The organism is Glutamicibacter protophormiae (genome assembly GCF_014647495.1).
Classification (GTDB): domain Bacteria; phylum Actinomycetota; class Actinomycetes; order Actinomycetales; family Micrococcaceae; genus Glutamicibacter; species Glutamicibacter protophormiae.
The window spans coordinates 53,781-73,456 of sequence record NZ_BMPH01000005.1; the positions used below are offsets into that span (position 1 = coordinate 53,781).

Sequence of the window (19,676 nt, forward strand, 5' to 3'; positions counted from 1 at the left end):
CTTCGACATGGGGTGGTTTGCAGTTTCATTCTTCCGGCTCTGCACCGTCGGGGCGGCCTGCCAAGTGGTTGTTACTGCGCGCTAGTGCGGTGCCCAGCGCCGTCAGTGCGTAGTCCCAGGGGATGCGTTCCTGCTCCAGACGCAGGCCACCTTGGGTGCGCAACAGTTCGTAGGCCTCGACCTCTGTGGGCAGCAAACCGGTGGGCGCTGCCCGGGTCAGCCCCTTGTCATGGGGTACCGCCAACTGCGCGAAACGCTGGAGCGTGGCAGGGTCCATCATCACCGATCGGGCATCGGGCCGCACGCTGCGCAACGACGCCAGGATTGCTAGTCCATCAAGGTCCAGATCGCCCCAGTACAGCACGGCGGCATCTGCCACCCAGGGGATCGGCGCGCACCAGCGCACGTCATAACCGCCCCCGTGAAGTGCGACCACCCCGGGAAGTTCGGGCAGGGACAGCAGGGTCTGCAGGTTTTCCACAATGAGCACGGTTCGGGCCGCCAGATCGATCCGGCTGAGCGTATCCTGGCTTGCCATGAGCTCACCCATTCCAGCGGGAGCCAAACGCGGGTCCAGGAACCTCACCCGGTAGAGCTTGGCCGGGCTCAGCAGTCCCAAGCCGGGATCGCCCCCGGTAGCCACATGCAGGGTGCGCACGATGTCCGCATGGCGTTCGAGCCACTTGGAGTCGATGCCCTCCACCGGCAGCTGGCGCGGGTAGAGGCCTGAGTCCGGGTGGGCGGCCAGCCAGGACAGGACATGGAAGACCCGCTCGAAATCCTGCTGCGGCAGGGCAGCCGCCTTGCCGATGATCCGGGCCAGGGCGCGGTCGAAATCTTCCCGTGCCTCGGAATCCTGCGGTGCCAGCGACTGCAGCCGCAAGGCCCGCATACGGTACAGTTCCCATTCCCTCCCCCGGTTCAGGAAGCGGGCGAGGGCCTCGGGAGATGTGGCGGCAAGCCGGACGGGGATGCTCTGCGTCCCGGAGTTGGGCCAGCGGCGCTGTTCCCAGTCGATCCGCAACCCGTCCACGGCCACCGCGCTCCACTGCTTCAGCCACCCGGCGACCGCGGGCATGTCCGCCGTGGTCTTCCGGTCGGTGGGCGGCTTCAGCCCCAGCGCCACCGGGGAGGACGCGTCGAAGGGGCACACCGACCAAGCCGCCAGCTTGCGCCGGTAGAGAGTGGCCAGGCGTTCGCGGGCATCGGCCACCCCGATCATGCCGGGCTCCCACCCTCGGCGGCGTCGAAGTCGAACAACACCTCGGGGACCGCGGTAGCTTCCGGATCGGGTACCGGTTCTTCCTCTTCCTGCTCGCCATCTGCTGGGGCGAAGGGCACCTGGGCGATATGCGAAGCCTTGGAGTCCTCGCAGGTCACCAGTGCCACCCCGCCCACATAGTCCTCAAGGGTGCGCAGCAGCTTCATGGGGGTAGCCAGGATCATGTGGAACCCGAACTCGGTGAAGATGTCCATCGCGGTGCGGGTGAAGTTGGAATCCGCCTTGTCAAAGGCCTCGTCCATGACGATTGACGCATAGCTGGGCAGCTTGGACTCCCCGGCCAGCTGGTAGCGCAAGGCTGCGGCCAGGCAGAACACGACCAGCTTCTGCTTCTGTCCGCCCGAGCGGCCGGCGCCGGAGTCGTAGACGTCTAGCACCTGGTGTTCGGCGTCGACCTCGATGGCGGTGAAGCGCACGTGGTTGCGCACGTCCAGCACCTGCTGCCGCCACGAACGGTGGGCGGCTTCCGAGGAGCCCAGCTGGGTCATGAGCCGGGCGAGGACCGCGAAGCGTGCCTCGGCTTCGGCTCGGTCTTCCTCCGGCGCCAGCGCCCCGGTGGTGACCGTGTTCAGGTCGCGCAGGAACTCCGCGGCCATAGCCGGGCGGGAGTCCTCCACCCGGATCTGCAGGTAGCGGCCGGGGGAGTACTGGCTGCGCAACAGGGAGGAGTTGATCGGTTCGATGCGCCGGCGGATCTCGCGCACCGCCCGCTGGATCAGCTCACGCAGCTGGGCGATGTTCTGCTGCGTCTGGGTGCGCAGCATCTCGAAGAAGCGGTTCTCGAATTCCGGCAGCCGGTCAGCCTCCAATGCCCCGAGCAGGCGCAGGTAGCCGGCGCGGTCATCCACTGATTCGGCCAGGTCAGCTGCGGCCTCCGGCCAGGAACGCTTGAACGCGGAGATGGCCTGGAACATCAACTGGTGCAGGTCGGCCATCCGGTTGCGCAGCTCGTCCTTGGACTTGGACAGGGCGGTCTGCGCCTTGCGGGCATCGGCCTCGATGGACTCGTGCGTGGTGGTGCGCTGGGTCTTGACCTTATCGAAGACCTCGTGCAGCGCTGCGGCGGTGGCCGGCGGCACCGGTGCGGCCGGAAGCTCATCCAGCCTTTCAAGCGCGGCGCGCAGGTCTTCCAGCCTTCCCTGGGCACCGAGCTGGGCCTTCTGCGCGGCCTGATGCGCCGCCTCGGCGCCGGCCTCACGCTCCAGCGCACGTTCCAGCTGGTGCTGGGCGGCGCGCAGGTCCCCGTCGTCGGCCAGCAGTTCGGCCCGGCTGCCCTCCAGGTCGGTGACCCTGCGATGCTGGCGCTGCACATCGACGTGCTCCCATGGCAGGCGGACCAGGTCTTCGGCCACGAAGCGGCGCTTGGCCAGCAGCGCCAGCTGACCCTTGGCCTGGCGTTCGGCGTTTTGGCAGCGTTCAAGCTGCGCCGCGGCGGCCTTCAGATCCAGCTGGAGCTGTTCCAGCTTGGCGTCGGTGTCGAAGCCCAGCACCCAGTTGCGGCGGTCATCCACCCGGTGGCGGTCGTTCTTCTCAAAGGAGGTCGGCCCGCGCTTGACCTGGCCGGCCAGGGTGACGCCGCGGGCCACCTGCGCCAGTTGGTCGGCATCGTCCACGCAGGCGTAGTCGTAGCGTTCGGCCAGACGCTGCTGCAACCATCCCTGCATGGGCGTCTGCGCGACCTGGACGCGGTACACCAGCGAGTTCTGCGCTGAGGGTCGGCGCTGGGCAGGGGCCTGCGGGCTGACCGTCTCGAATTTCAGCGACGCATTCAGGTGACGGGCGTTGACGGCCCGGGAGACCGCCAGCGTGTGGGCGGAAGGCACCAGCATCACCAGGGCGAGCGGGCGCAGCACGCGCTCGATTGCACCGGTCCACGCGGCATGCTCCTGCTCCACTTGGAGCAGCTCGCCGGCAAAACGCAGCGTGTCCGCGGACAGCCCGGTGTCTTGGCAGATCAGGGCGCGAGCGGCGAGCAGGTCGCGCGGCAGGTTGGACCGGCTAGAGCGCAGCGCCTGCATGTCACGCTCGATCTCCGCCAGCGCTTCACGTGCCCGCAGCGCGTCCTCGGTGGCCGCGGAAGCACGCTGTTCCAGCTGCTGCTCCGCGGATGACCCTTCCAGCAAGCGGGTGCACTCGCGCACCAGTTCGGCGTACTGGGCGGCGTCCGCGGGCATCGTTAGGTCCACCGAACCCAGTTTGCGTTCCAGCTCCGCACCGTCGGCCTGCACCCGGTCCAGGTCCCGGCGGGCCGAGTCCAACTGCGCTTCGATCAGCGTGAGCTGCGCCCCGCCCTGCTGTTGCACCGCGGCCCGGTAGTTCTCGCTGTGTTCCCGGGCGCTGTGCAGCGCCTCGGCGGCCTCGCGCAGTTCGCGTTCGCGCTTTTCGGCCAGCTGGTCGGCTTCCTCCACCGCCTGCACGGTTAATTCGCGGCGGCGGGCGTGGGTATAGTCATCCAGGCTGTCCAGCAGAACGCCCACGCGTTCTGCCTCCGCGCTGGACGCGGCATAGTCGCGATCTTGGTCGCGCAGCGGGGCCAGATGCTCAACCTGGCGGCGTGCCCGCAGCACCGCGGCATGGGCGGCATTCAGCTCGGTGAACTGGTCCACCGCGGCGTCCGCCTTGGCGAAGGTCTCCGGTTCATCCAGCATGAACTTGCGGAACAGCTCATCGAGCGAACCGAGGTTCTTGGCCGATTGGGTCTTGTGCAGCAGCAGCGCGGCGCGCTCGCCGGTCAGCCCCAGGGTGCGGGCAATGCGCCGGGCAAAGCGGGAGTGTTCCGCGTCCACCGTGGCGTCCGGGAAGGCGGCCTTCAGCTCGCGCATCTTCAGCCCGTTGGCGGCGAAGGGCTCCAGGTCCTTCAGCGACAGGTTCGTGTCGGTCAGCAGCGAGAGGTCCCTGACGTCGGCCGGGGTGTTGTCCCCGGCCTTCAGGTGGAAGAGCTTGACCAGCGTGTGCCGTTGCCCGCGGCCATTGGCATAGCGCAGCAGGATGCCGGACCAGGTGGCCTTGGGACGCAGGTACTGGCTGGTGATTTCGCCGGTCTCGTCATCCGCGCTGCGCCGCCAGGCGCCGCGCACGTAGGTGAGCACCGAACGGTCCGAGCCGCGGGTGCCGGTGTCCGCGGCGGCGGCGTTGAACCTGGTCTTGCCGCGCGGGGTCAGCACGGCGCTGATCGCATCGACCAGCGAGGACTTGCCGGAGCCGGATTCGCCGGTCAGCAGGAAACCCTTGCGTGGCACGTCGACCGAGTGCAGGCCGCCAAAGGTGCCCCAGTTGGCCAGTTCAATGTGTTCCAGGCGCCACTGCCCGGGATGCGCGAGCGCGCTCATTCCTGCTCCTCGGTCTCGTCCGGCTCCATGTGCGCGATGACCCGCGCATGGCCCGCCAGCCGCTGGTATTCGTCCTGCACTGCCTGGATCTGCTCGGTGGAGAACACCAGCCGCAGGATGGGCGAGATTTCCACCCGGTCCTCGGTGTCGGTGCGCACCAGCAGCGAATGCTTGAGCATCTTGGTCCAGGCAGAATCCACGCGCTTGCGGAACCCCGCCTCGTCGGTGGTGTCCGCGGCGCGGTAGCTGTTCAGGTGGTCGTAGACCTCGTCGCGGCCGATAAAAACCCGCGTGGCGCCGGATCCGCGCAGCAGCTCGCGGCGAAGGAACAGCAGCAGGGCGCTGTCCATGAAGGTCAGCGGCATAGTGCGCACCACCTGCGGCGCCTCGGTTTCACCCTGCGGGGCATTGCGCACGAACGCCACCCCGAGGGATTCGTCGAGGACCAGATCCAGGAACAGGTCGGCAAGCCGCGAGCGCAGCGCGGCGGTGTCGGTCAGCAGGACCTTCCACGCTTCTGGGTGGCGTTCTGCCGACAGGTAGGGCCCCTTGACCAGTTGGACGAGCACGCGGCGCGATCCGGCGGCCAGTTCGCCGGAATCCCCGGACCACAGGCTGGCATCCCGGTTGGCGGTGTCGTCCTCTGCCATCTCTGAGGGTGCTGCGGGAAGCTCGGTCATGAAATCTTCTCCTGGAAGAGGAAGCGGGGGACGGTGGCCAGGCGGGTTTGCGCGTCGCTGACCCAGTGCACCGGTTCGGGGGTATCGCCGGCGCGGACGCCGTGGTTTTCGGCCAGCACCAGCAACCCGACCACCGAGGCGATGCCCTGGGTGGCGGGAAACGTCTGAAGCACCTCGGCGATGGTCGCGGCGCCCTGCTGGGCGAGCACCGCGTTGACGTTCTCGCTCAGTTCGGTAAAGTCGATTTCCGAGGCACGTACCGCCTCCCGCAGCGCGGCGAGGTCCGCGGTCCCGGAGGCATGGATGCGCAATGGTTCGGCGGTCTGGGATTCGCTGGGATTGTGCAGTTTCATCGCGCTGGGCGAGGCCACCTGCAGGCCGGTCAGCTCCAGTTCGAGATCCAGCTTGGTGAAAGGCCGCAGCGACTTGGCCGCCTGGACGGCAGCTGCCATGGTGCCGCGCAGCTGGCGATGCACGGCGCGTTCCTCGGCCAGTTCCTCGGATTGGACGAAGCGGCGCAGGCTGCGTCCCAGCGCGGTCATGACATTGCTGATGTCAGCGCTGGAACGCTGCATGTCAGGCAGCAGATCGCGCAGGGCCAGCCGCTGGGAATCCTTGAGTTTCCGCGCGAAGGGGCGTGAGAGCAGTTGGTCAATGTCGTCATCAACAGCCACAGTGCGCTCCGGGTCAAGCAGTAGCGCGTGGAATGCGGCAAAGGACCGTCCGGCATCTGATTCAGAGAGCAGGTCCACGCCGCGGAAGATGTCATCGAGCACGCTGCCGCGGGACTCGGGCTCCTCGATCAGCTTGCTGCGCAGCGAGCGGTTGATGGTTTCCAGTTCCGCGCGCACCCGGGCGAAATCCTCGGGCAGTTGGCTGGCCAGGGACAGGATGTCCGTGGCGGCGTCCACCGAGCGCTGCTCGTCAACCTCGGTGAGGTTGCCCGCGGTGAGTGCCTGGATGCGGGCGTCAATGGCGTCGCGTTCGGCGGTCAACGCCGCCACCCGCCGGGTAATGTCCGGGTCGGTGTCCACGTTCAGCGCGCGCACTCGCTGCACGATGGTGGTCAGCCGTGATTCGGTCACCGAGGTGCGCGGGGTGGCCAGGTCTTCGATGAAGCGCAGCGCTGTCAGGGCGCCATCGCTGAGTTCGTAGAGTTCCTCGCGGGCTTCGCCGGGGCGGCGCACCAGGTACCCGCCGGCCAGCCAGGCGCGCACGTAGTTCGGGGCCGTTTGCGGCAGGTCGAATCCGCGGTCACGCAGCAGGTCGAGGTCGCCATCGACGGCCTCCATGAGTTCCGGTGCGGGAACCTGGCGGCGCTGGCGGGAGAACCGTGCGCCGAGAACCCCGAACGCCACCGGTGCGTTGTCGGCGCGCAGCAGCGCCCAAGCGGGACTTTCGTCGAGGAGCCGCCGTGCAGTGAGGGCGGCGTGGACTGCAGACATGCTTATAAGACTATCGGCGCCAACCTACCTGACGGGACTACGAGTGGCGTGTGACGCGCCGCGGGGCCCACGAATCCGTGGGCCCCGCAACGTTATGAACTTGTGCCTCAGCCCTTGCCAGTCGGGCTGTCGTTGGTGGCGGCCCCGGTCGGGGTGGCGCCGCCCTCGTCGGTCCAGTCATGGCCGACTTCGTCGCTCAGCGCCGGATCGGACACACGGTCCAGGTCGGCGGCATCGGGCTTGGCAAGGAATTCGTCGGAATGATTCGTGGTCATTGTCGCCTCCTTCATTGTCGATGGTCTGCCACGCTATCAAGGCGGTCGAACTGAATGCCAGCGGCTTTCAGGAAGCGGTCAGCATCGGCATCCAGCTGACGCATTGGAGCGGTCATGGCCGCGGACAGGTCAGTTGACGATCTGGCCTTCGGTGATTACCGGGAGGCTTCCCGTTGCCGGTCCGGTGGGCGTAGCCCCTCCTTCGTCGGTCCAATCGTAGCCAATCTTGTCCGAGAGAGCGGGGTCCGAAACCACGTCGACTGCGAAGTCCTCGCCCGACGGGCTGCTTACGTCTGGGATGTGTCTCATGTACTGCTCCTTCCACGCAGGCTGGACTGTCAATTTAGCAAGTTCGTCATGGACTAGCTAGCCATGCCTGCGGGACAGGTCGTCGATACGCCGCAGTGCCGGGAGGACAGCTCCTGAGCGGGGATCATTTCCAGCGCGTCTTGAGCCGATTGGTTTTCCAGACCACCGGCAACAGCGTGTAGTACTGCCCCATCGTCGCCGTGCAGACAATGCTGATTGGCAACAAAAACGGTAGAACTCAGTGGTCTCGGCTTTGGCAGATCTTGCTGCCAATAGTATTCGTGCACGATTGCGCTACAGCTTCCGGCGGTGGCCAGTTGAGCGGGGGAATAGTGTGGGAACAGAGAAAGCCAGCTGTGGAACCACTTGCCGCGCAACGTGTTTTCCGTTTTGCCCCCACCTTGCCAGCATTCCGTCAAGCGCCGCATCCGCCCCGCGGGTCGTTCGGGGCAGAAAGACGCTCCCCGGGGCCTGGCTGTTTCCAACCAGGCCCCGAGGAGCGTCATGCGCGTCTGCGACTAGTTTGCCGCGGCGACTGCTGCCGGCGGCATGAAGGCCGCCAGCGGTTCGGCGCCCTCGTGCGAGTGGCCCCAGTAGCTCTCAGCGGTGATTTCCTCGGCGGTGTAGTAGGACTCGTCGACGAGCATGCCGTCGGTGCCGTACTCGATGTCCCAGCCGCCCGGTGCGCGGACGTAGAAGGAAACCATGTGGTCGTTGGTGTGGCGGCCCAGGGATGCGGTGATGTTGAAGTCCATCTGGCGCACCTTGTCGTAGGCGCGGCCCACGGTGTCCAGGTCCTCGACCTCCACCATCAGGTGCACCAGGCCCGGTGCCTCGCCGTGCGGTGCCGGGCCCATGGCCAGCGAGTGGTGGCGCTGGTTGCAGCCGTAGAAGCGGAAGCGGGTGGCCGGGCGCTCCGGGCCCAGGCGGACGGCGCCGCGCGGCAGGAAGCCGAGCACCTCGGTGTAGAAGGAGGTGGTCTCCTCCATCTGGGTGGTCGGCAGCACCACGTGGCCCATGCCCTGCGCACCGGTGACGAACTTCTGCGCGTAGCCGGTGATCAGCGGGGTGTGGTCCAGGCGCGGGCCGAAGAAGATCTCCACCGGGTGGCCGGCTGGATCGGTGAACGTGATGACCTGCTCCAGGCCGCGCTCGTCGTTCTCCTCCTCGGTCAGCCAGGTCACGGGGATGCCTGCGGCCTCCACGTCCTTGGCCACGGCGGCCAGCGCGAACTGGTCGCGGACCTCCCAGCCCACGGCCACGACCTGGTCGACGTCGCCCGGAAGCACGATCAGGCGGGCTTCGCGCTCGTCCATGCGCAGGTACAGGGCGTCAGGGTTCGGGCCAACGGTTTCTGCGAAGCCCAGGGCTTCGACGGTCAGTTCACGCCAGCGCGCGATGTGCTGGGTCTGAACCTTGAGGTATCCAAGTCCACGGATATGAGTCATTATCTGTCCTTGTTCGTATCTAGTGAGTTGTCGGGCGGTTCCCGGTGATGTCGTTGCCTAGGAACCGGCGGGTGCTGGTGAGCGGTGCGAGTGGCACCGGCCGGTTCCCGATGGGCGGCCAGAGGCCGCTAGTTCAGGGACGGGTCGGCAATCGGGCGAATGGTGAATCCCATGCTCTTGTCGATCAGCGTGCGCTGCCGGAAACGCTCGGGTTCCAGCCAGAGGACATCGGCGGAGTCAAGGACATCCTTGACGAAGCCGGTGCGGACTACCTGTCCGCCCTTGCGCAGTTCCACTCGCTTGCCCGCGAGCTTCTTCCAATCTGTTTGACGTGCCATGGGATGTTCCTTTCAGTTCCTTGCCGGGCGGCTAGACGCCGGCTGCGAGATTCGCTGGTGGTTCGACGCCGATCTGGGTCATGATGGCGGCGTGGTAGCTCGGGCCCGGGACGTGGATCGCGTGGGCCAGGCCCATGTGGGCGTCGCGCCAGAAGCGCTGGACCGGGTTGTTCATGCGCAGCCCGTTGCCGCCCGAGCGGGACAGGATCATGTCGATGGCGTTGGTGGCGCGCCATGCTGCCTGGATCTGGGTGCGGCGGGCCAGGGCACGTTGCTCCAGGGTGATCTCGCCGCCGGCTGCGACCGTGTCGTAGAGGCGGGTGACGCTGGCCAGCAGGGTGTCGCGGGAGGCGCTGATTTCGCCGGCGGCCTCGCTGACCGCGTACATGGTGTACGGGTCCTCGACGGACTTGAAGCCGTTGATCTGCACGCGCTCGCGCTGGTAGTCCAGGTGCGCCTGCAGGGCGCCCTCGGCGATGCCGATGACGGCGGCGGTCAGGCCAACCGGGAAGATGCTGTAGAACGGAAGGCGGTGGATCGGCTCGTTCTTGCCGGCCTTGCGGGCCACCTCGCCGGCGAACAGCTCGGCCTGGTCGATGGCGCGGTACTCCGGGACGAAGACGTTGTCGATGATGACGTCCTTGCTGCCGGTGCCCTTCAGGCCCACGACATCCCAGGAATCCTCGACGATGGTGTAGTCCTTGCGCGGAACCACCACGTGCAGGAACTGCGGAGGCTGCACAGGGTTGCCCTCGGAGTCGCCCAGGAAAGCGCCCAGGATGACCCAGTCCGAGTGGTCGGTGCCGGTGGAGAACTGCCAGTGGCCGCTGAAGCGGTAGCCGCCCTCGACCGGGGTCGCGGTGCCCATCGGTGCGTAGGGGGAGGAAACCCAGACCTCATTGCTTTCGCCCCAGATTTCTTCCTGCAGCTTCGGAGACATGAGCTCCAGCTCCCAGGGGTGCACGCCGACCACGCCGGCAACCCAGCCGGCCGAGCCGTCCAGGCTGGCGAGCTTCATGACGGTCTCTGCGAATTCAACCGGGTGGGCGCGGGTTCCGCCGTACTCCACCGGTGCCAGCAGCTTCATGACGCCGGACTCGCGCATGATCTGCACGGTCTCATCGCTCAGTTTTCCCAGCTCTTCGTTGACGGAGGCCAAAGCGCGCAGCTCATCGGCACGGGTGGTGAGGACGTCGCTCACGGTGGTAATCGTCATGGAATTCTCGCTTCCTAATCAAGCTCGTAAAACTTTGCTGCTGGCTAAAATCTAGGCAAAGAATCGATCGAACGTGACCTATGTCTCAGCCATTGGGATTGTTGGTTTCACGTCGATTTCCCTGGCTGGAATACGGCATCCCGGTCATCGGGATCCGGCCTGTTTCGCCCGGTGTCGCCGCAATAAGGTTCACCAAAGACCAATTTGTATCCGCAGATCGAGGAGCCAATCAGATGACTACGGAACTTCGCAATGCGCCGGGCGGATCGCCTGCATCCGGCGTCGACGCAATCCTGCGCGAACTGCCCACCGAGCAGGGCACGCTGCGCTACTGGGAAGCCGGCCAAGGCCGCCCCTTGGTGTTCCTGCACGGCTCGGGGCCGGGCGTCAGCGGATGGCAGAACTTCGGCGACGTGCTGCCGGCCTTCGCCGAGCACTTCCATTGCTATGTGATTGAATTCCCCGGCTTCGGCGTCAGCGACCCGACCGACAAGCACCCCATGCCGGCCGCCAGCCAGGCGGTCATCGACCTGCTGGACGGGCTGGGCCTGGACAAGGTCGATATCATCGGCAACTCCATGGGCGGCATGGTCGGCACCCTGTTCTCCATGAGCCACCCCGAGCGCGTGCGCCGCCTGGTGACCGTGGGCGGACTGGGCCTGAACGCCTTTGCGCCGTTCCCCGCCGAGGGCATCAACCTGCTGATCGCCTTCACCGAGGATCCGACCCGCGAACGGCTCATCCAGTGGCTTCGCTCCATGGTGTTCGACGAGGAAACCGTCACCGAGGAACTGATCGAGAAGCGCTGGGCCCTGGCCACCGAGCCGAAGACCCTGGAAAGCGCGCGCCGCATGTACAGCGCCGCGGCCATGAAGGCGCAGATCGCCGCGCAGGCCGAATCCGATCAGCCGCCGGCATGGTCGATGCTGCACAAGGTCAAGGCCAAGACCCTGATCCTGTGGGGCCGCGACGACCGAGTCACCCCGATGGACGCCTCGCTGATCCCGATGCGCACCATCCCGGACGTGGAACTGCATGTGTTCCCGAAGTGCGGGCACTGGGCCATGATCGAGCAGAAGCAGGCCTTCGAGAGCGTCGTCGTAGAATTCCTGAACCGTGAGGAGGACGCGTCATGACCAGCACGGTCAGCAGCCCGCGGATCACCGCGCTGGTCACCCGAGTCGTCGAGGTGATCAGGGAAACCGCCGATGCGCACACCCTGGTGCTTCAACCGCCGGCGGAGCACGCCGACAGCTTCCGCTACCGCCCGGGCCAGTTCCTGACCCTGCGCATCCCCAGCGACCGCGACCACGATGCGGCGCGCTGCTACTCGCTGTGCAGCTCGCCGGAGCAGGACGAGATGCTCAAGGTGACCATCAAGCGCACGCGCGACGGGTACGCCTCCAATTGGATCTGCGACAACGTGGAAGCCGGACATGAGATCGAGGTGCTCAAGCCCGCCGGCACGTTCGTGCCCTCCAACCTGGACTCCGACTTCCTGCTGTTCGCCGGAGGCAGCGGCGTGACCCCGGTGATGTCCATCCTGAAGTCGGCGCTGATCTCCGGAACCGGCTCGATCACCCTGATCTACGCGAACCGCGACGAGCAGAACGTGATCTTCAAGGACGAGCTGGTGGCCCTGACCAAGGCCTACCCGGGCCGTCTGACCGTGATCCACTGGCTGGAAAGCGTCCAGGGAATTCCGGACCTCGCATCGATGACCGCGCTGGCCAAGCCCTACGCGCAGCGCGAGGCGTTCATCTGCGGCCCCGGCCCGTTCATGGACTGCATTGAAACCGTGCTGCAGAACCTGGGCGCCGACCAGAGCCGGGTGCACATCGAGCGCTTCGTGTCGCTGGATGCCGACCCGTTCGCTCCGGTCGAGGCGCTGATCCAGGATGCGGAGGGCGAAACCGCGCAGGTCGAGGTGGAGCTGGACGGAAAGACCAGCAACGTCGCCTGGCCGGCCGGCAACAAGCTGCTGGACGTCCTGCTCAACGCCGGGCTCGACGCACCGTTCTCCTGCCGCGAGGGCGCGTGCAGCGCCTGCACCTGCATCGTGCTGGAAGGCGAAGTGGAGATGGAGCGCAACGAGGTGCTCGAACCGCAGGACCTGGAAGAAGGACTGATCTTGGCCTGCCAGGCCAAGGCGCTGAGCCCGAAGGTGAAGATCACCTACGAAGGCTAAAGCCACCTGCAGATGCCCCGCCAATGGCGGGGCATCTGCTGCTTTGACGGCAACTACTGATCCAGATTCCGCTGAAATGTAGTATGAATTGCCCGCTTCCCACCTTTCTCCACACCGCTGTAAACTTGTGGGAAAGGGGATGAATCCTATGGCCTTGATGCCTCAGGTGCCACATTCGGCAGACAAGAAAGTGCGTGAAAGTGCCGACGCGTTGGCAATCGCGCTGCGCGCCAATTTCGATGGGGCCGCGCTCGTAGAGGCTGTCCGTGAACTGAGCTCCCGCGCCGATATTGTCCAGCTTCCAGTTGATGCGCAAGGTATTTGGGAAGCGGGGCTTCGCGGTGAAAAACTCGACGCCGCGCAGGCATCTGCAAGGAATGTAGTCGCTCGCGCCCAATTCTTGGACTCCACCCTGTCGGCTCGAGATACTGCCGAACTGCTCGGCTTGGACCAATCCACGGTTAGGCACTACAGCTCATCCGGTGCCCTCCATTCGTTTGTCCACAAAGGGAGATTGAGGTTTCCTCGCTGGCAGTTTGTCGGTTCAGAGGTTCTGCCTGGGTTGTCCGAAGTGCTAGCGGACCTTTCGGACGGGGTCCACCCGCAGATGGTCGAAGGGTTCTTTACTTCAGAAAATGCGGACTTGGTTGTAGAGACGTGCCAGTACACCCCTGCGCAATGGCTGGCCGAGGGGCGGGATCCCTTGCCGGTGGCTAGACAGATCGCCTCGCTTGGAATGATTATATGACTTCCCTCGGGGACGGTCTGAGAGACGTGGCACCGTCTTATAGGGTAATCCCCGACGGAACCGTACGTTGGCGAATCCATGCTGCTGGGGGCGGCTACCCGATGCCGTGGAATGGGTTGCGAACGTTCGGTCCGATGACCAGCGCACGTTGGGATCCCCATCCTGAACCAGCGCAAATCATGCGCCGCTGGGTGTGGCATACCTTGGATTCGACGTGCTCACGTGCGTCGCGGAGGTCTTCCACGAGGGGCGATTTATCGATGTGCACTTCGGGAATCCATACGTCACGGCTTTTCAGCTCGATGAGGAACTAACCTTGCTGGATCTAACCGATATTTGGTTTTTGCGAATCGGCGGAACTGCTGCGGGCGCTCTCGGGCCGAAAGCTGAAACAAGAGCGTGGGCCAGGGAGCTCCACCGGGTATTTCCCGATGCTTCTGGACTGGTTTCGGCCTCAGCGGTCGTGCCTGGTCGTGAAGTGATTGTCTTGTGGGAAGACCGCTTCCCCCAAGAAACCATTTTTGCTAGTTCGCTCGATAACCCGGCGATCGTGCTGGATATTGCCGCACTCGCCGATAGCATCGGCTACCGCAGCAACATGGCCTAAGCGAGCTCAGGCCATGTTCTGCGGAACTCGGGCAGTATGGATTTGGATTCACTTGGAGTGAACGCTGACGCCAGTGGAAACTGTCGTTCCATACCTTGCACCTGCTTCGGGGTGCGCTCAGGAAGCCGCGGCCTGATCTGCGAGCTTCAGATTGCCCTGAACCGTCTCATCGCGCACCGCCGCGCGCAGGGTCTCGCAGCCCACGAACTGGTCACGCGGCAGGTTGCCCGTAGAGCGGGCGGGGCGCTCGCGGCACAGGTCCAGCGCCTCGTTGTTCCACTGGACGCTGGTCTGCTCCCACGCGCTCTTGCGCACCTGCACCTTGGCCAGGCATTCGATGCAGCGCACCTGCTGCACTGCGGTGTCTTTTTCTTGCTCGCGGTTCGACATTACGCCAGCTGCTTTCCGTTGACTCGGCGGAGGATCAGGTTGCGGGCCGATGACCTGGTCCACAGGTCCATCGGCATGGTGGTGTCCACCTCGTACTCGAAGCGCTCGGTCATCTGCGGGGAGACATCCTGCTCGTCGACGAAGAACTGGGAATACCAGCGGTGCAGTGCCGCGACGGGGCTGCTGGCCCCGCGTGCGGCCCGACAGCCCGTTGCGGCTGCGTCGTCCAGCTGCGCGCGCACGGCCCCGGTGATCGAGCGCAGGATCTGCGTGGCGTGCCCGGCGGCGGCGGTCTTCAGTTCAGGGGCCGGAGGCTGCTCGGTGCGGACCATGACCCCGGTCATCAGCACCAGGTGCTGTTCATCGATGGGGTAGTGCGCGGTGAGCACGATGGCATCGAGATTGCGGTCTTCCATCACGTAGTCCAGCTGAGCAATCATGACGGCCGGCCCGTAGTAGCTGGCCACCGAGTCCGCCAGCTGGATCGCCGCGGCGTTGGGCGCCGGATCCTTCAGCTGGTAGCTGTGGTGCAGCGGCCCCTCGAAGTACTGGGTGGCCAGCTGTCCTTCGAAAACGTTCTTGAAGTACAGCTGCTCGCCCTTGGTGACGTGGGGCGAATCGGCCAGATGCACCACGTGCTCCATGACCTGGCCGGTGCTGGCGGCGAGGGTGGTTTCCTTCCACGCCCAAGCCGACCATTCAAGGTCCTCGTCATCCTCCGCGCCAGTGCCGCTGCGCAGGCGGGGGATCGCCAGGTTCTGCGGCGGCGGATTGCCCTGCGGGTCGTGCCACACGTAGAACAGGCCGTCCTGCTCAAGGCAGGAAAGATCCTGCGGGGACTGTTCGGTCTCCAGCCGGGCCGCCAACTGGTCTTGGCCATCGGCCTGCACCCGCAGGGTTGCGCCGAAGGCGGCGAGGCGGTGCGCGCCGCCGTCGCGGAATCTGTGGGACAGGCCAAGGCAGTGCCAGCCTCGCGCGTAGCGCGCGGGAACAGCGTTCGGCGGCTGATCGCCAAGCGGCTGCGGATCGACCCGAACCATGTGCATCCCATTCCTTCGTCACAACTGACCTGGAGACGCTCTTCCGGAGACCTGGTCCCGGAGAAGGCCTAAATCTATATCTAGCCATAAATTTCCGTTTTGGAAACGGTGAATCCCGGTGTGCGGGACGTCACAAAAACTGCCGGCTTGGGTTTGTCCCGAATTGTCCTACTGGGTGGGATGCGCCATCCGCGCATCCTGCCGGGTCTGATTGGGTAGCGCTCACACCCATGTGGACGACAAAGGAGAAACTATGTCCAACAATCAGGTTTGGGACGATGAATACGAGGTCGTAGTTGTCGGCTCCGGCGCTGCGGCCTTGGCCGGCGCCTACACGGCGGCACGGCGCGGCCTGAAGACCCTGCTCGTGGAAAAGACCAACCTTCTGGGTGGGGCCTCGGCCTACTCCGGCGCCTCCTGCTGGCTGCCGGGCACCCAGGTGCAGCAGCGCGCGGATGTCCAGGACTCCGGCGAGTCCGCCAAGGCCTACCTGCAGGCCGTCATGGGTGACCACGAGGTCGAACGCCGCGAGGCGTTTGTGGACACCGCTCCTGAACTGGTTGAATTCTTCGAGTCGGATCCTGCCATCGAGTTCTACTGGACGGCATTCCCTGACTACTTCAACGCCCATGAGAGCAAGCCGCTGGGCCGCTCCATGATGCCGGTGGACCTGCCGCGCGAGGAAATCGGCGAGCTCGCCGATCTGGTGCGTCCGCTGGTCGAATACGACCGCTACAACCAGCCGCACCCGGACGGGCCGCTGACCGCAGGCCAGGCGCTGATTGGCCGCCTGCTGCTGGCGCTGACCAACACCGGCAACGGCACCATCCAGCTGGAGACCGAGCTGGTGGATGTCATCTCCGAGGACGGCCGCGTGACCGGCGCGATCGTCAAGAACGCCGAGGGCACCCGCCGCATCCGCGCCACCGAGGGTGTCATCCTGGGTGCCGGCGGCTTCGAGGCCAATCAGGACCTGCGCACGTTGAACGGCACCCCGGGCAACTCCGGCTGGACCATGGCCCCCGCCGGCGCCAACACCGGCACCGCCATCCGCGCCGGCCAGAAGGCCGGCGGCGTGGTCGAACAGCTGCACCAGGCCTGGTGGTGCCCGGGCGCGGCGCAGCCCAAGGGCAATGCGGCCTTCGCGCTGGGCTTCCGCGGCGGCGTGTGGCTGGACGCCAACGGCCAGCGCTTCGCCAACGAATGCCTGCCGTACGACCAGATGGGCCGCGTGCTGGCCGCCGCGCCGGAGCGCATCCCGTCCTGGTTCATCTTCGACTCGCGCTTCGGCGGCGAGCTGCCGGGCATCATGCGCCCGTTCAACACCACCCCGCAGGAGCACCTGGACGCCGGCACCTGGGTCAAGGCGGACACCCTCGACGAGCTGGCGGCCGCCACCGGCCTGCCGGCCGACGCGCTGCAGGCCAGCATCGAGCGCTTCAACGGCTTCACCGTCACCGGCGTGGATGAGGACTTCCACCGCGGCGAGAACCCCTACGACCAGTTCTTCGCCGACCCGGCCTACGGTCCGGGCCCGACCCTGATCCCGGTCGACCAGGCGCCGTTCTACGCGGCCCGCATGGTCCTGAGCGATCTGGGCACCAAGGGCGGCCTGCGCACCGACGTGGACGCCCGCGTGCTGCGCGAGGACGGCACCGCCGTCGAGGGCCTGTACGCGGTGGGCAACACCAGCGCCTCCTTCTCCGGCGGCTTCTACCCGGGTCCGGGCACCCCGCTGGGTTCGGGCATGGTCTTCGCCTACCGCGCGGCCCAGACCCTGAAGGCTCCGGTCCAGGCGCAGGTCGGCTAGTCTCCGGAACCGTGCAGCATGAGGGCCGGGGCCGGTGGGAACAGCATGGTGTTCCCGCCGGCCCCGGCCTTCGGCATACCTGTCGAATGCGCCACCTGGCCGGTGCAACGGCGGCGGGCGCACCAACGAGGAGGGCCGGAATCCCTGTGGATTCCGGCCCTCCTTGCGCCCGTTCAGGCGGCTGGCTGCGTTAGCCCGCTAGCGCTCCGGCGGGGCGGTGCCCACGTTCCAGCGCGGACGCCGCGTCGGCGTACATGATTTCCTTGACGGCGCCCAGTGTCTGGGGGTGGGCCGGTACGTGGGCGGAGGCCAGCTGGACAGCTCGTTCGACAAGCTGATCCACCGGTACTGCCTCGTCCACCAGTCCGGCGGCCGCGGCCTGGTCGCCGTCGAAGCGGCGCCCGGTCAGCATGGCGTCGCGCGCCTGCGCCGCGCTGAGCTTGGACTGCACCAGGGCGGCCATGCCTTCGGTGAAGGCGATGCCGATGTTCACTTCGGGGAAGCAGAAGAAGCCGCGCTCCGTGCGCATCACCCGGTAGTCGTGGGCCATGGCCAGCAGCGCCCCGCCGCCGAAGGCGTGGCCGTTGACGGCCGCCGCGGTGGGCATGGGCAGCGTCAGCACGCGCCGGTACACCGCCTGCAGCCGGCGGACGTAGTCCGGGTCCAGTTCCACCGGGCCCTCGGCCTCGGCCACGTCCAGGCCGTTGGAGTAGAACTTTCCCGTGCCGGTGGTCACCAGCGAGGTGGCCGGTGAGGCGAGGACGTCATCGAGCAGGTCGTTGACCTCCTGTAGCCAGATGACGCCCTGGCGGTTCTGATCCGCACCCAGATCCAGCACGGCGGTGGCGCCAATGAGTCGCAAGCTAGGCACGGGCACCTGCCGAGGCCGGTGCGAGCGGGCGGATGCTGCGCTTGAGGATCTTGCCGGCCGCGTTGCGCGGCAGCTGGGCGGTGATTTCCACGCTGCGCGGCACCTTGTAGTTGGCCAGCCATTTGCGGCAGTGGGTGATCACGTCCTGCTCGGTGAGCTGCGAGCCCGGCAGCACCTCGACCACCGCGTGCGCGACCTCGCCCATGCGGTCGTCGGGCTGGGGGAGCACCGCGCAGGCGGAGACCCCGTCCAGCGATCCGATGGTGTTCTCCACCTCGGCCGGGTAGACGTTGAACCCGCCCACTGTGAACATGTCCTTGATGCGGTCCACGATGCTCAGGTAGCCGTCCTCGTTGAGCTTGCCCATGTCCCCGGTGTGCAGCCAGCCGTCGGCGTCGATGGCCTTGGCGGTGGCTTCCGGGTCGTCCAGGTAGCCGAGCATGACGTTCTCGCCGCGGACCAGGACTTCGCCGGCGGTGCCCGCCGGGACGTTGCGTCCGGCGGTGTCCACCACACGCACCTCGAAGCCGGCGGTGGGCCGGCCTGCAGTGCTGGTTACGGTGTGCGCGCTGTCGCCCGGACGGCACATGGTGACCACCACGGCCTCGCTCAGCCCGTAGGCGGTGGTCAGCTGCTGGACCCTGGCCTCGGTGCGCAGGCGCTCAAGCAACCGGTCCGGGACCATGGCGGAGCCGAGCACGGCCAGGCGCCAGTTGGTTTCCTCGGCGGCAGGGAAGTTCGGGTGGTCGAGGATCGACTGGTGGATGGTCGGGGCGCCGGGGATCACGCTGATCTTCTCCTCGCGCAGCAGCCGGACCGTTGCATCCAGGTCGAAGGTCGCCATGGGGTAGATGGCCGCGCCGGTGGCCAGGCAGACCAGGATGCCGACCTTGTAGCCGAAGGTGTGGGAGAACGGGCTGACCACCAGGTAGCGGTCCTCTTCGGTGATCTGCGCGTGGTCGGCCCAGGCGTAGCTGACGCCCAGGGACTGGCGGTGCGCGGAAATGACGCCCTTGCTGCGCCCGGTGGTGCCGGAGGTGAAGATGACATCCGCGATGTCCTCCGCGGTAACCTGCGCGGCGCGTTCGGCCACCAGGGCCGGATCCGCGCCGAGGCCGGCCGCCAGGAAGTCGTCCCAGCCGGCCAGCGGGAGCACCGCGGTGCCCACCGGCGCGCCGGACTCCCCAGCTGGCAGGCTGACAAGGGTTTTCAGCTTCGGCAGGCCCGGGACCACGTGGGCCTCGTCGGTGTAGCCGAGCTGTGCGGCGCCCTCGACGAGCAGCCGGGTGTAGGAGGTGTCCAGGAAGCCTTCGGCCACGAACAGGACCCGGGCCTCGGCCCGGGAGAGGATCTGGTGCGCCTCGATGCCGCGGTAGCGCGAGTTCAGCGGCACCATGGCCGCTCCCACGCTGGTGGCCGCGAGCGCGGCAATCACCCAGCGTGCGGTGTTCGGCGCCCAGATGGCGACCTTGTCCCCGTGCTTCACGCCGCTGGCGATCAGCGCCGCGGAGGTCTGGCGGACCTGCTCGGCCAGTTCGGCGAAGCTCAGGCGCGCCGGCCCATCGACCAGCGCTTCCCGGTCGGTGAAATGCTCGGCGGCGTAGGCCACCAGGGCGGGAATGGTTTGCGGTTGCTCATGGCTCTGCATGCACGTGGCTCCCTTGTCTTTTCGCAGCACCGTCCTCAACTGTTGGGACGCT

The 19,676-nt window shown here is 66.5% G+C and carries 18 protein-coding genes; 5 read left to right on the top strand and 13 right to left on the bottom strand.

The features are described from left to right. Positions 1 to 25: 25 nt before the first annotated feature. The 9 genes from IEY43_RS07595 to IEY43_RS07635 form a co-directional block, all read right to left on the bottom strand. Positions 26 to 1,222 carry a Wadjet anti-phage system protein JetD domain-containing protein gene (locus tag IEY43_RS07595; RefSeq protein ID WP_188948001.1) on the bottom strand — a complete coding sequence of 399 codons (1,197 nt, stop codon included), beginning with the start codon at positions 1,220 to 1,222 and terminating at the stop codon, positions 26 to 28. Next, positions 1,219 to 4,611, bottom strand: coding sequence for an ATP-binding protein (locus IEY43_RS07600; protein ID WP_188948002.1), 3,393 nt, complete (start codon positions 4,609 to 4,611; stop codon positions 1,219 to 1,221). Before IEY43_RS07600 ends, IEY43_RS07595 begins: the two co-directional genes overlap by 4 nt. Beyond that, a complete protein-coding gene (locus IEY43_RS07605) occupies positions 4,608 to 5,291 on the bottom strand; it encodes a DUF4194 domain-containing protein (RefSeq protein WP_188948003.1) in 684 nt (227 codons plus the stop codon). The genes IEY43_RS07600 and IEY43_RS07605 overlap by 4 nt, the downstream gene beginning before the upstream one ends. Then, positions 5,288 to 6,736 (bottom strand): DUF3375 domain-containing protein, encoded by a 1,449-nt coding sequence (locus tag IEY43_RS07610; RefSeq protein ID WP_188948004.1) that lies wholly within the window; start codon positions 6,734 to 6,736, stop codon positions 5,288 to 5,290. Before IEY43_RS07610 ends, IEY43_RS07605 begins: the two co-directional genes overlap by 4 nt. Before the next feature lie 107 nt (positions 6,737 to 6,843). Further along, a complete protein-coding gene (locus tag IEY43_RS07615; protein ID WP_188948005.1) occupies positions 6,844 to 7,011 on the bottom strand; it encodes a hypothetical protein in 168 nt (55 codons plus the stop codon). A 129-nt stretch (positions 7,012 to 7,140) separates the two neighbouring features. Continuing rightward, positions 7,141 to 7,320: a hypothetical protein gene (locus tag IEY43_RS07620; RefSeq protein ID WP_188948006.1), complete on the bottom strand. Its 180-nt coding sequence runs from the start codon at positions 7,318 to 7,320 to the stop codon at positions 7,141 to 7,143. A gap of 518 nt (positions 7,321 to 7,838) precedes the next feature. Further along, positions 7,839 to 8,768 (bottom strand): VOC family protein, encoded by a 930-nt coding sequence (locus tag IEY43_RS07625; protein ID WP_188948007.1) that lies wholly within the window; start codon positions 8,766 to 8,768, stop codon positions 7,839 to 7,841. Between the two features lie 128 nt (positions 8,769 to 8,896). Further along, a complete protein-coding gene (locus IEY43_RS07630; RefSeq protein WP_188948008.1) occupies positions 8,897 to 9,106 on the bottom strand; it encodes a hypothetical protein in 210 nt (69 codons plus the stop codon). Positions 9,107 to 9,137: 31 nt separating this feature from the next. Further along, a complete protein-coding gene (locus IEY43_RS07635) occupies positions 9,138 to 10,322 on the bottom strand; it encodes an acyl-CoA dehydrogenase family protein (protein ID WP_188948009.1) in 1,185 nt (394 codons plus the stop codon). Between the two features lie 233 nt (positions 10,323 to 10,555). On the opposite strand from IEY43_RS07635, the gene IEY43_RS07640 reads away from it, so the two are divergent. From IEY43_RS07640 to IEY43_RS07655, 4 genes are all read left to right on the top strand, one after another. Then, a complete protein-coding gene (locus tag IEY43_RS07640; RefSeq protein WP_188948010.1) occupies positions 10,556 to 11,458 on the top strand; it encodes an alpha/beta fold hydrolase in 903 nt (300 codons plus the stop codon). Beyond that, positions 11,455 to 12,510, top strand: coding sequence for a ferredoxin--NADP reductase (locus IEY43_RS18410; RefSeq protein WP_188948011.1), 1,056 nt, complete (start codon positions 11,455 to 11,457; stop codon positions 12,508 to 12,510). The genes IEY43_RS07640 and IEY43_RS18410 overlap by 4 nt, the downstream gene beginning before the upstream one ends. Positions 12,511 to 12,658: 148 nt before the next feature. Continuing rightward, entirely contained in the window at positions 12,659 to 13,258 is a 600-nt protein-coding gene (locus IEY43_RS07650; RefSeq protein ID WP_188948012.1) for a helix-turn-helix domain-containing protein, read from the top strand. Between the two features lie 187 nt (positions 13,259 to 13,445). Then, positions 13,446 to 13,865: an RES family NAD+ phosphorylase gene (locus tag IEY43_RS07655; protein ID WP_245353667.1), complete on the top strand. Its 420-nt coding sequence runs from the start codon at positions 13,446 to 13,448 to the stop codon at positions 13,863 to 13,865. A gap of 117 nt (positions 13,866 to 13,982) precedes the next feature. Here the strand turns inward: IEY43_RS07655 and IEY43_RS07660 are convergent, their stop codons facing one another. Next, positions 13,983 to 14,255, bottom strand: coding sequence for a ferredoxin (locus tag IEY43_RS07660; protein ID WP_188948014.1), 273 nt, complete (start codon positions 14,253 to 14,255; stop codon positions 13,983 to 13,985). Continuing rightward, the gene (locus tag IEY43_RS07665) at positions 14,255 to 15,295 is read right to left on the bottom strand and encodes a 3-ketosteroid-9-alpha-monooxygenase, oxygenase component (protein ID WP_188948015.1); all 1,041 of its coding nucleotides are present in this window, start codon (positions 15,293 to 15,295) and stop codon (positions 14,255 to 14,257) included. Before IEY43_RS07665 ends, IEY43_RS07660 begins: the two co-directional genes overlap by 1 nt. A gap of 253 nt (positions 15,296 to 15,548) precedes the next feature. Here IEY43_RS07665 and IEY43_RS07670 point away from each other — a divergent pair, with 253 nt between their 5' ends. After that, on the top strand, positions 15,549 to 17,105 hold the full coding sequence (locus IEY43_RS07670; protein WP_188948016.1) for an FAD-dependent oxidoreductase: 1,557 nt from the start codon (positions 15,549 to 15,551) through the stop codon (positions 17,103 to 17,105). A 190-nt stretch (positions 17,106 to 17,295) separates the two neighbouring features. Here the strand turns inward: IEY43_RS07670 and IEY43_RS07675 are convergent, their stop codons facing one another. After that, positions 17,296 to 17,976 (bottom strand): enoyl-CoA hydratase/isomerase family protein, encoded by a 681-nt coding sequence (locus IEY43_RS07675; RefSeq protein ID WP_188948017.1) that lies wholly within the window; start codon positions 17,974 to 17,976, stop codon positions 17,296 to 17,298. Next, the gene (locus IEY43_RS07680; protein WP_188948018.1) at positions 17,969 to 19,624 is read right to left on the bottom strand and encodes an AMP-binding protein; all 1,656 of its coding nucleotides are present in this window, start codon (positions 19,622 to 19,624) and stop codon (positions 17,969 to 17,971) included. The genes IEY43_RS07675 and IEY43_RS07680 overlap by 8 nt, the downstream gene beginning before the upstream one ends. Between the last annotated feature and the right edge of the window lie 52 nt (positions 19,625 to 19,676).

Bases quoted from the DNA above. Each gene is read 5' to 3' on its own strand.
- IEY43_RS07595 (WP_188948001.1), bottom strand. From the start codon at position 1,222: ATGATCGGGGTGGCCGATGCCCGCGAACGCCTGGCCACTCTCTACCGG.
- IEY43_RS07630 (WP_188948008.1), bottom strand. From the start codon at position 9,106: ATGGCACGTCAAACAGATTGGAAGAAGCTCGCGGGCAAGCGAGTGGAA.
- IEY43_RS07605 (WP_188948003.1), bottom strand. From the start codon at position 5,291: ATGACCGAGCTTCCCGCAGCACCCTCAGAGATGGCAGAGGACGACACC.
- IEY43_RS18410 (WP_188948011.1), top strand. From the start codon at position 11,455: ATGACCAGCACGGTCAGCAGCCCGCGGATCACCGCGCTGGTCACCCGA.
- IEY43_RS07625 (WP_188948007.1), bottom strand. From the start codon at position 8,768: ATGACTCATATCCGTGGACTTGGATACCTCAAGGTTCAGACCCAGCAC.
- IEY43_RS07635 (WP_188948009.1), bottom strand. From the start codon at position 10,322: ATGACGATTACCACCGTGAGCGACGTCCTCACCACCCGTGCCGATGAG.
- IEY43_RS07600 (WP_188948002.1), bottom strand. From the start codon at position 4,611: ATGAGCGCGCTCGCGCATCCCGGGCAGTGGCGCCTGGAACACATTGAA.
- IEY43_RS07610 (WP_188948004.1), bottom strand. From the start codon at position 6,736: ATGTCTGCAGTCCACGCCGCCCTCACTGCACGGCGGCTCCTCGACGAA.
- IEY43_RS07615 (WP_188948005.1), bottom strand. From the start codon at position 7,011: ATGACCACGAATCATTCCGACGAATTCCTTGCCAAGCCCGATGCCGCC.
- IEY43_RS07665 (WP_188948015.1), bottom strand. From the start codon at position 15,295: ATGGTTCGGGTCGATCCGCAGCCGCTTGGCGATCAGCCGCCGAACGCT.
- IEY43_RS07670 (WP_188948016.1), top strand. From the start codon at position 15,549: ATGTCCAACAATCAGGTTTGGGACGATGAATACGAGGTCGTAGTTGTC.
- IEY43_RS07620 (WP_188948006.1), bottom strand. From the start codon at position 7,320: ATGAGACACATCCCAGACGTAAGCAGCCCGTCGGGCGAGGACTTCGCA.
- IEY43_RS07680 (WP_188948018.1), bottom strand. From the start codon at position 19,624: ATGCAGAGCCATGAGCAACCGCAAACCATTCCCGCCCTGGTGGCCTAC.
- IEY43_RS07640 (WP_188948010.1), top strand. From the start codon at position 10,556: ATGACTACGGAACTTCGCAATGCGCCGGGCGGATCGCCTGCATCCGGC.
- IEY43_RS07660 (WP_188948014.1), bottom strand. From the start codon at position 14,255: ATGTCGAACCGCGAGCAAGAAAAAGACACCGCAGTGCAGCAGGTGCGC.
- IEY43_RS07650 (WP_188948012.1), top strand. From the start codon at position 12,659: ATGGCCTTGATGCCTCAGGTGCCACATTCGGCAGACAAGAAAGTGCGT.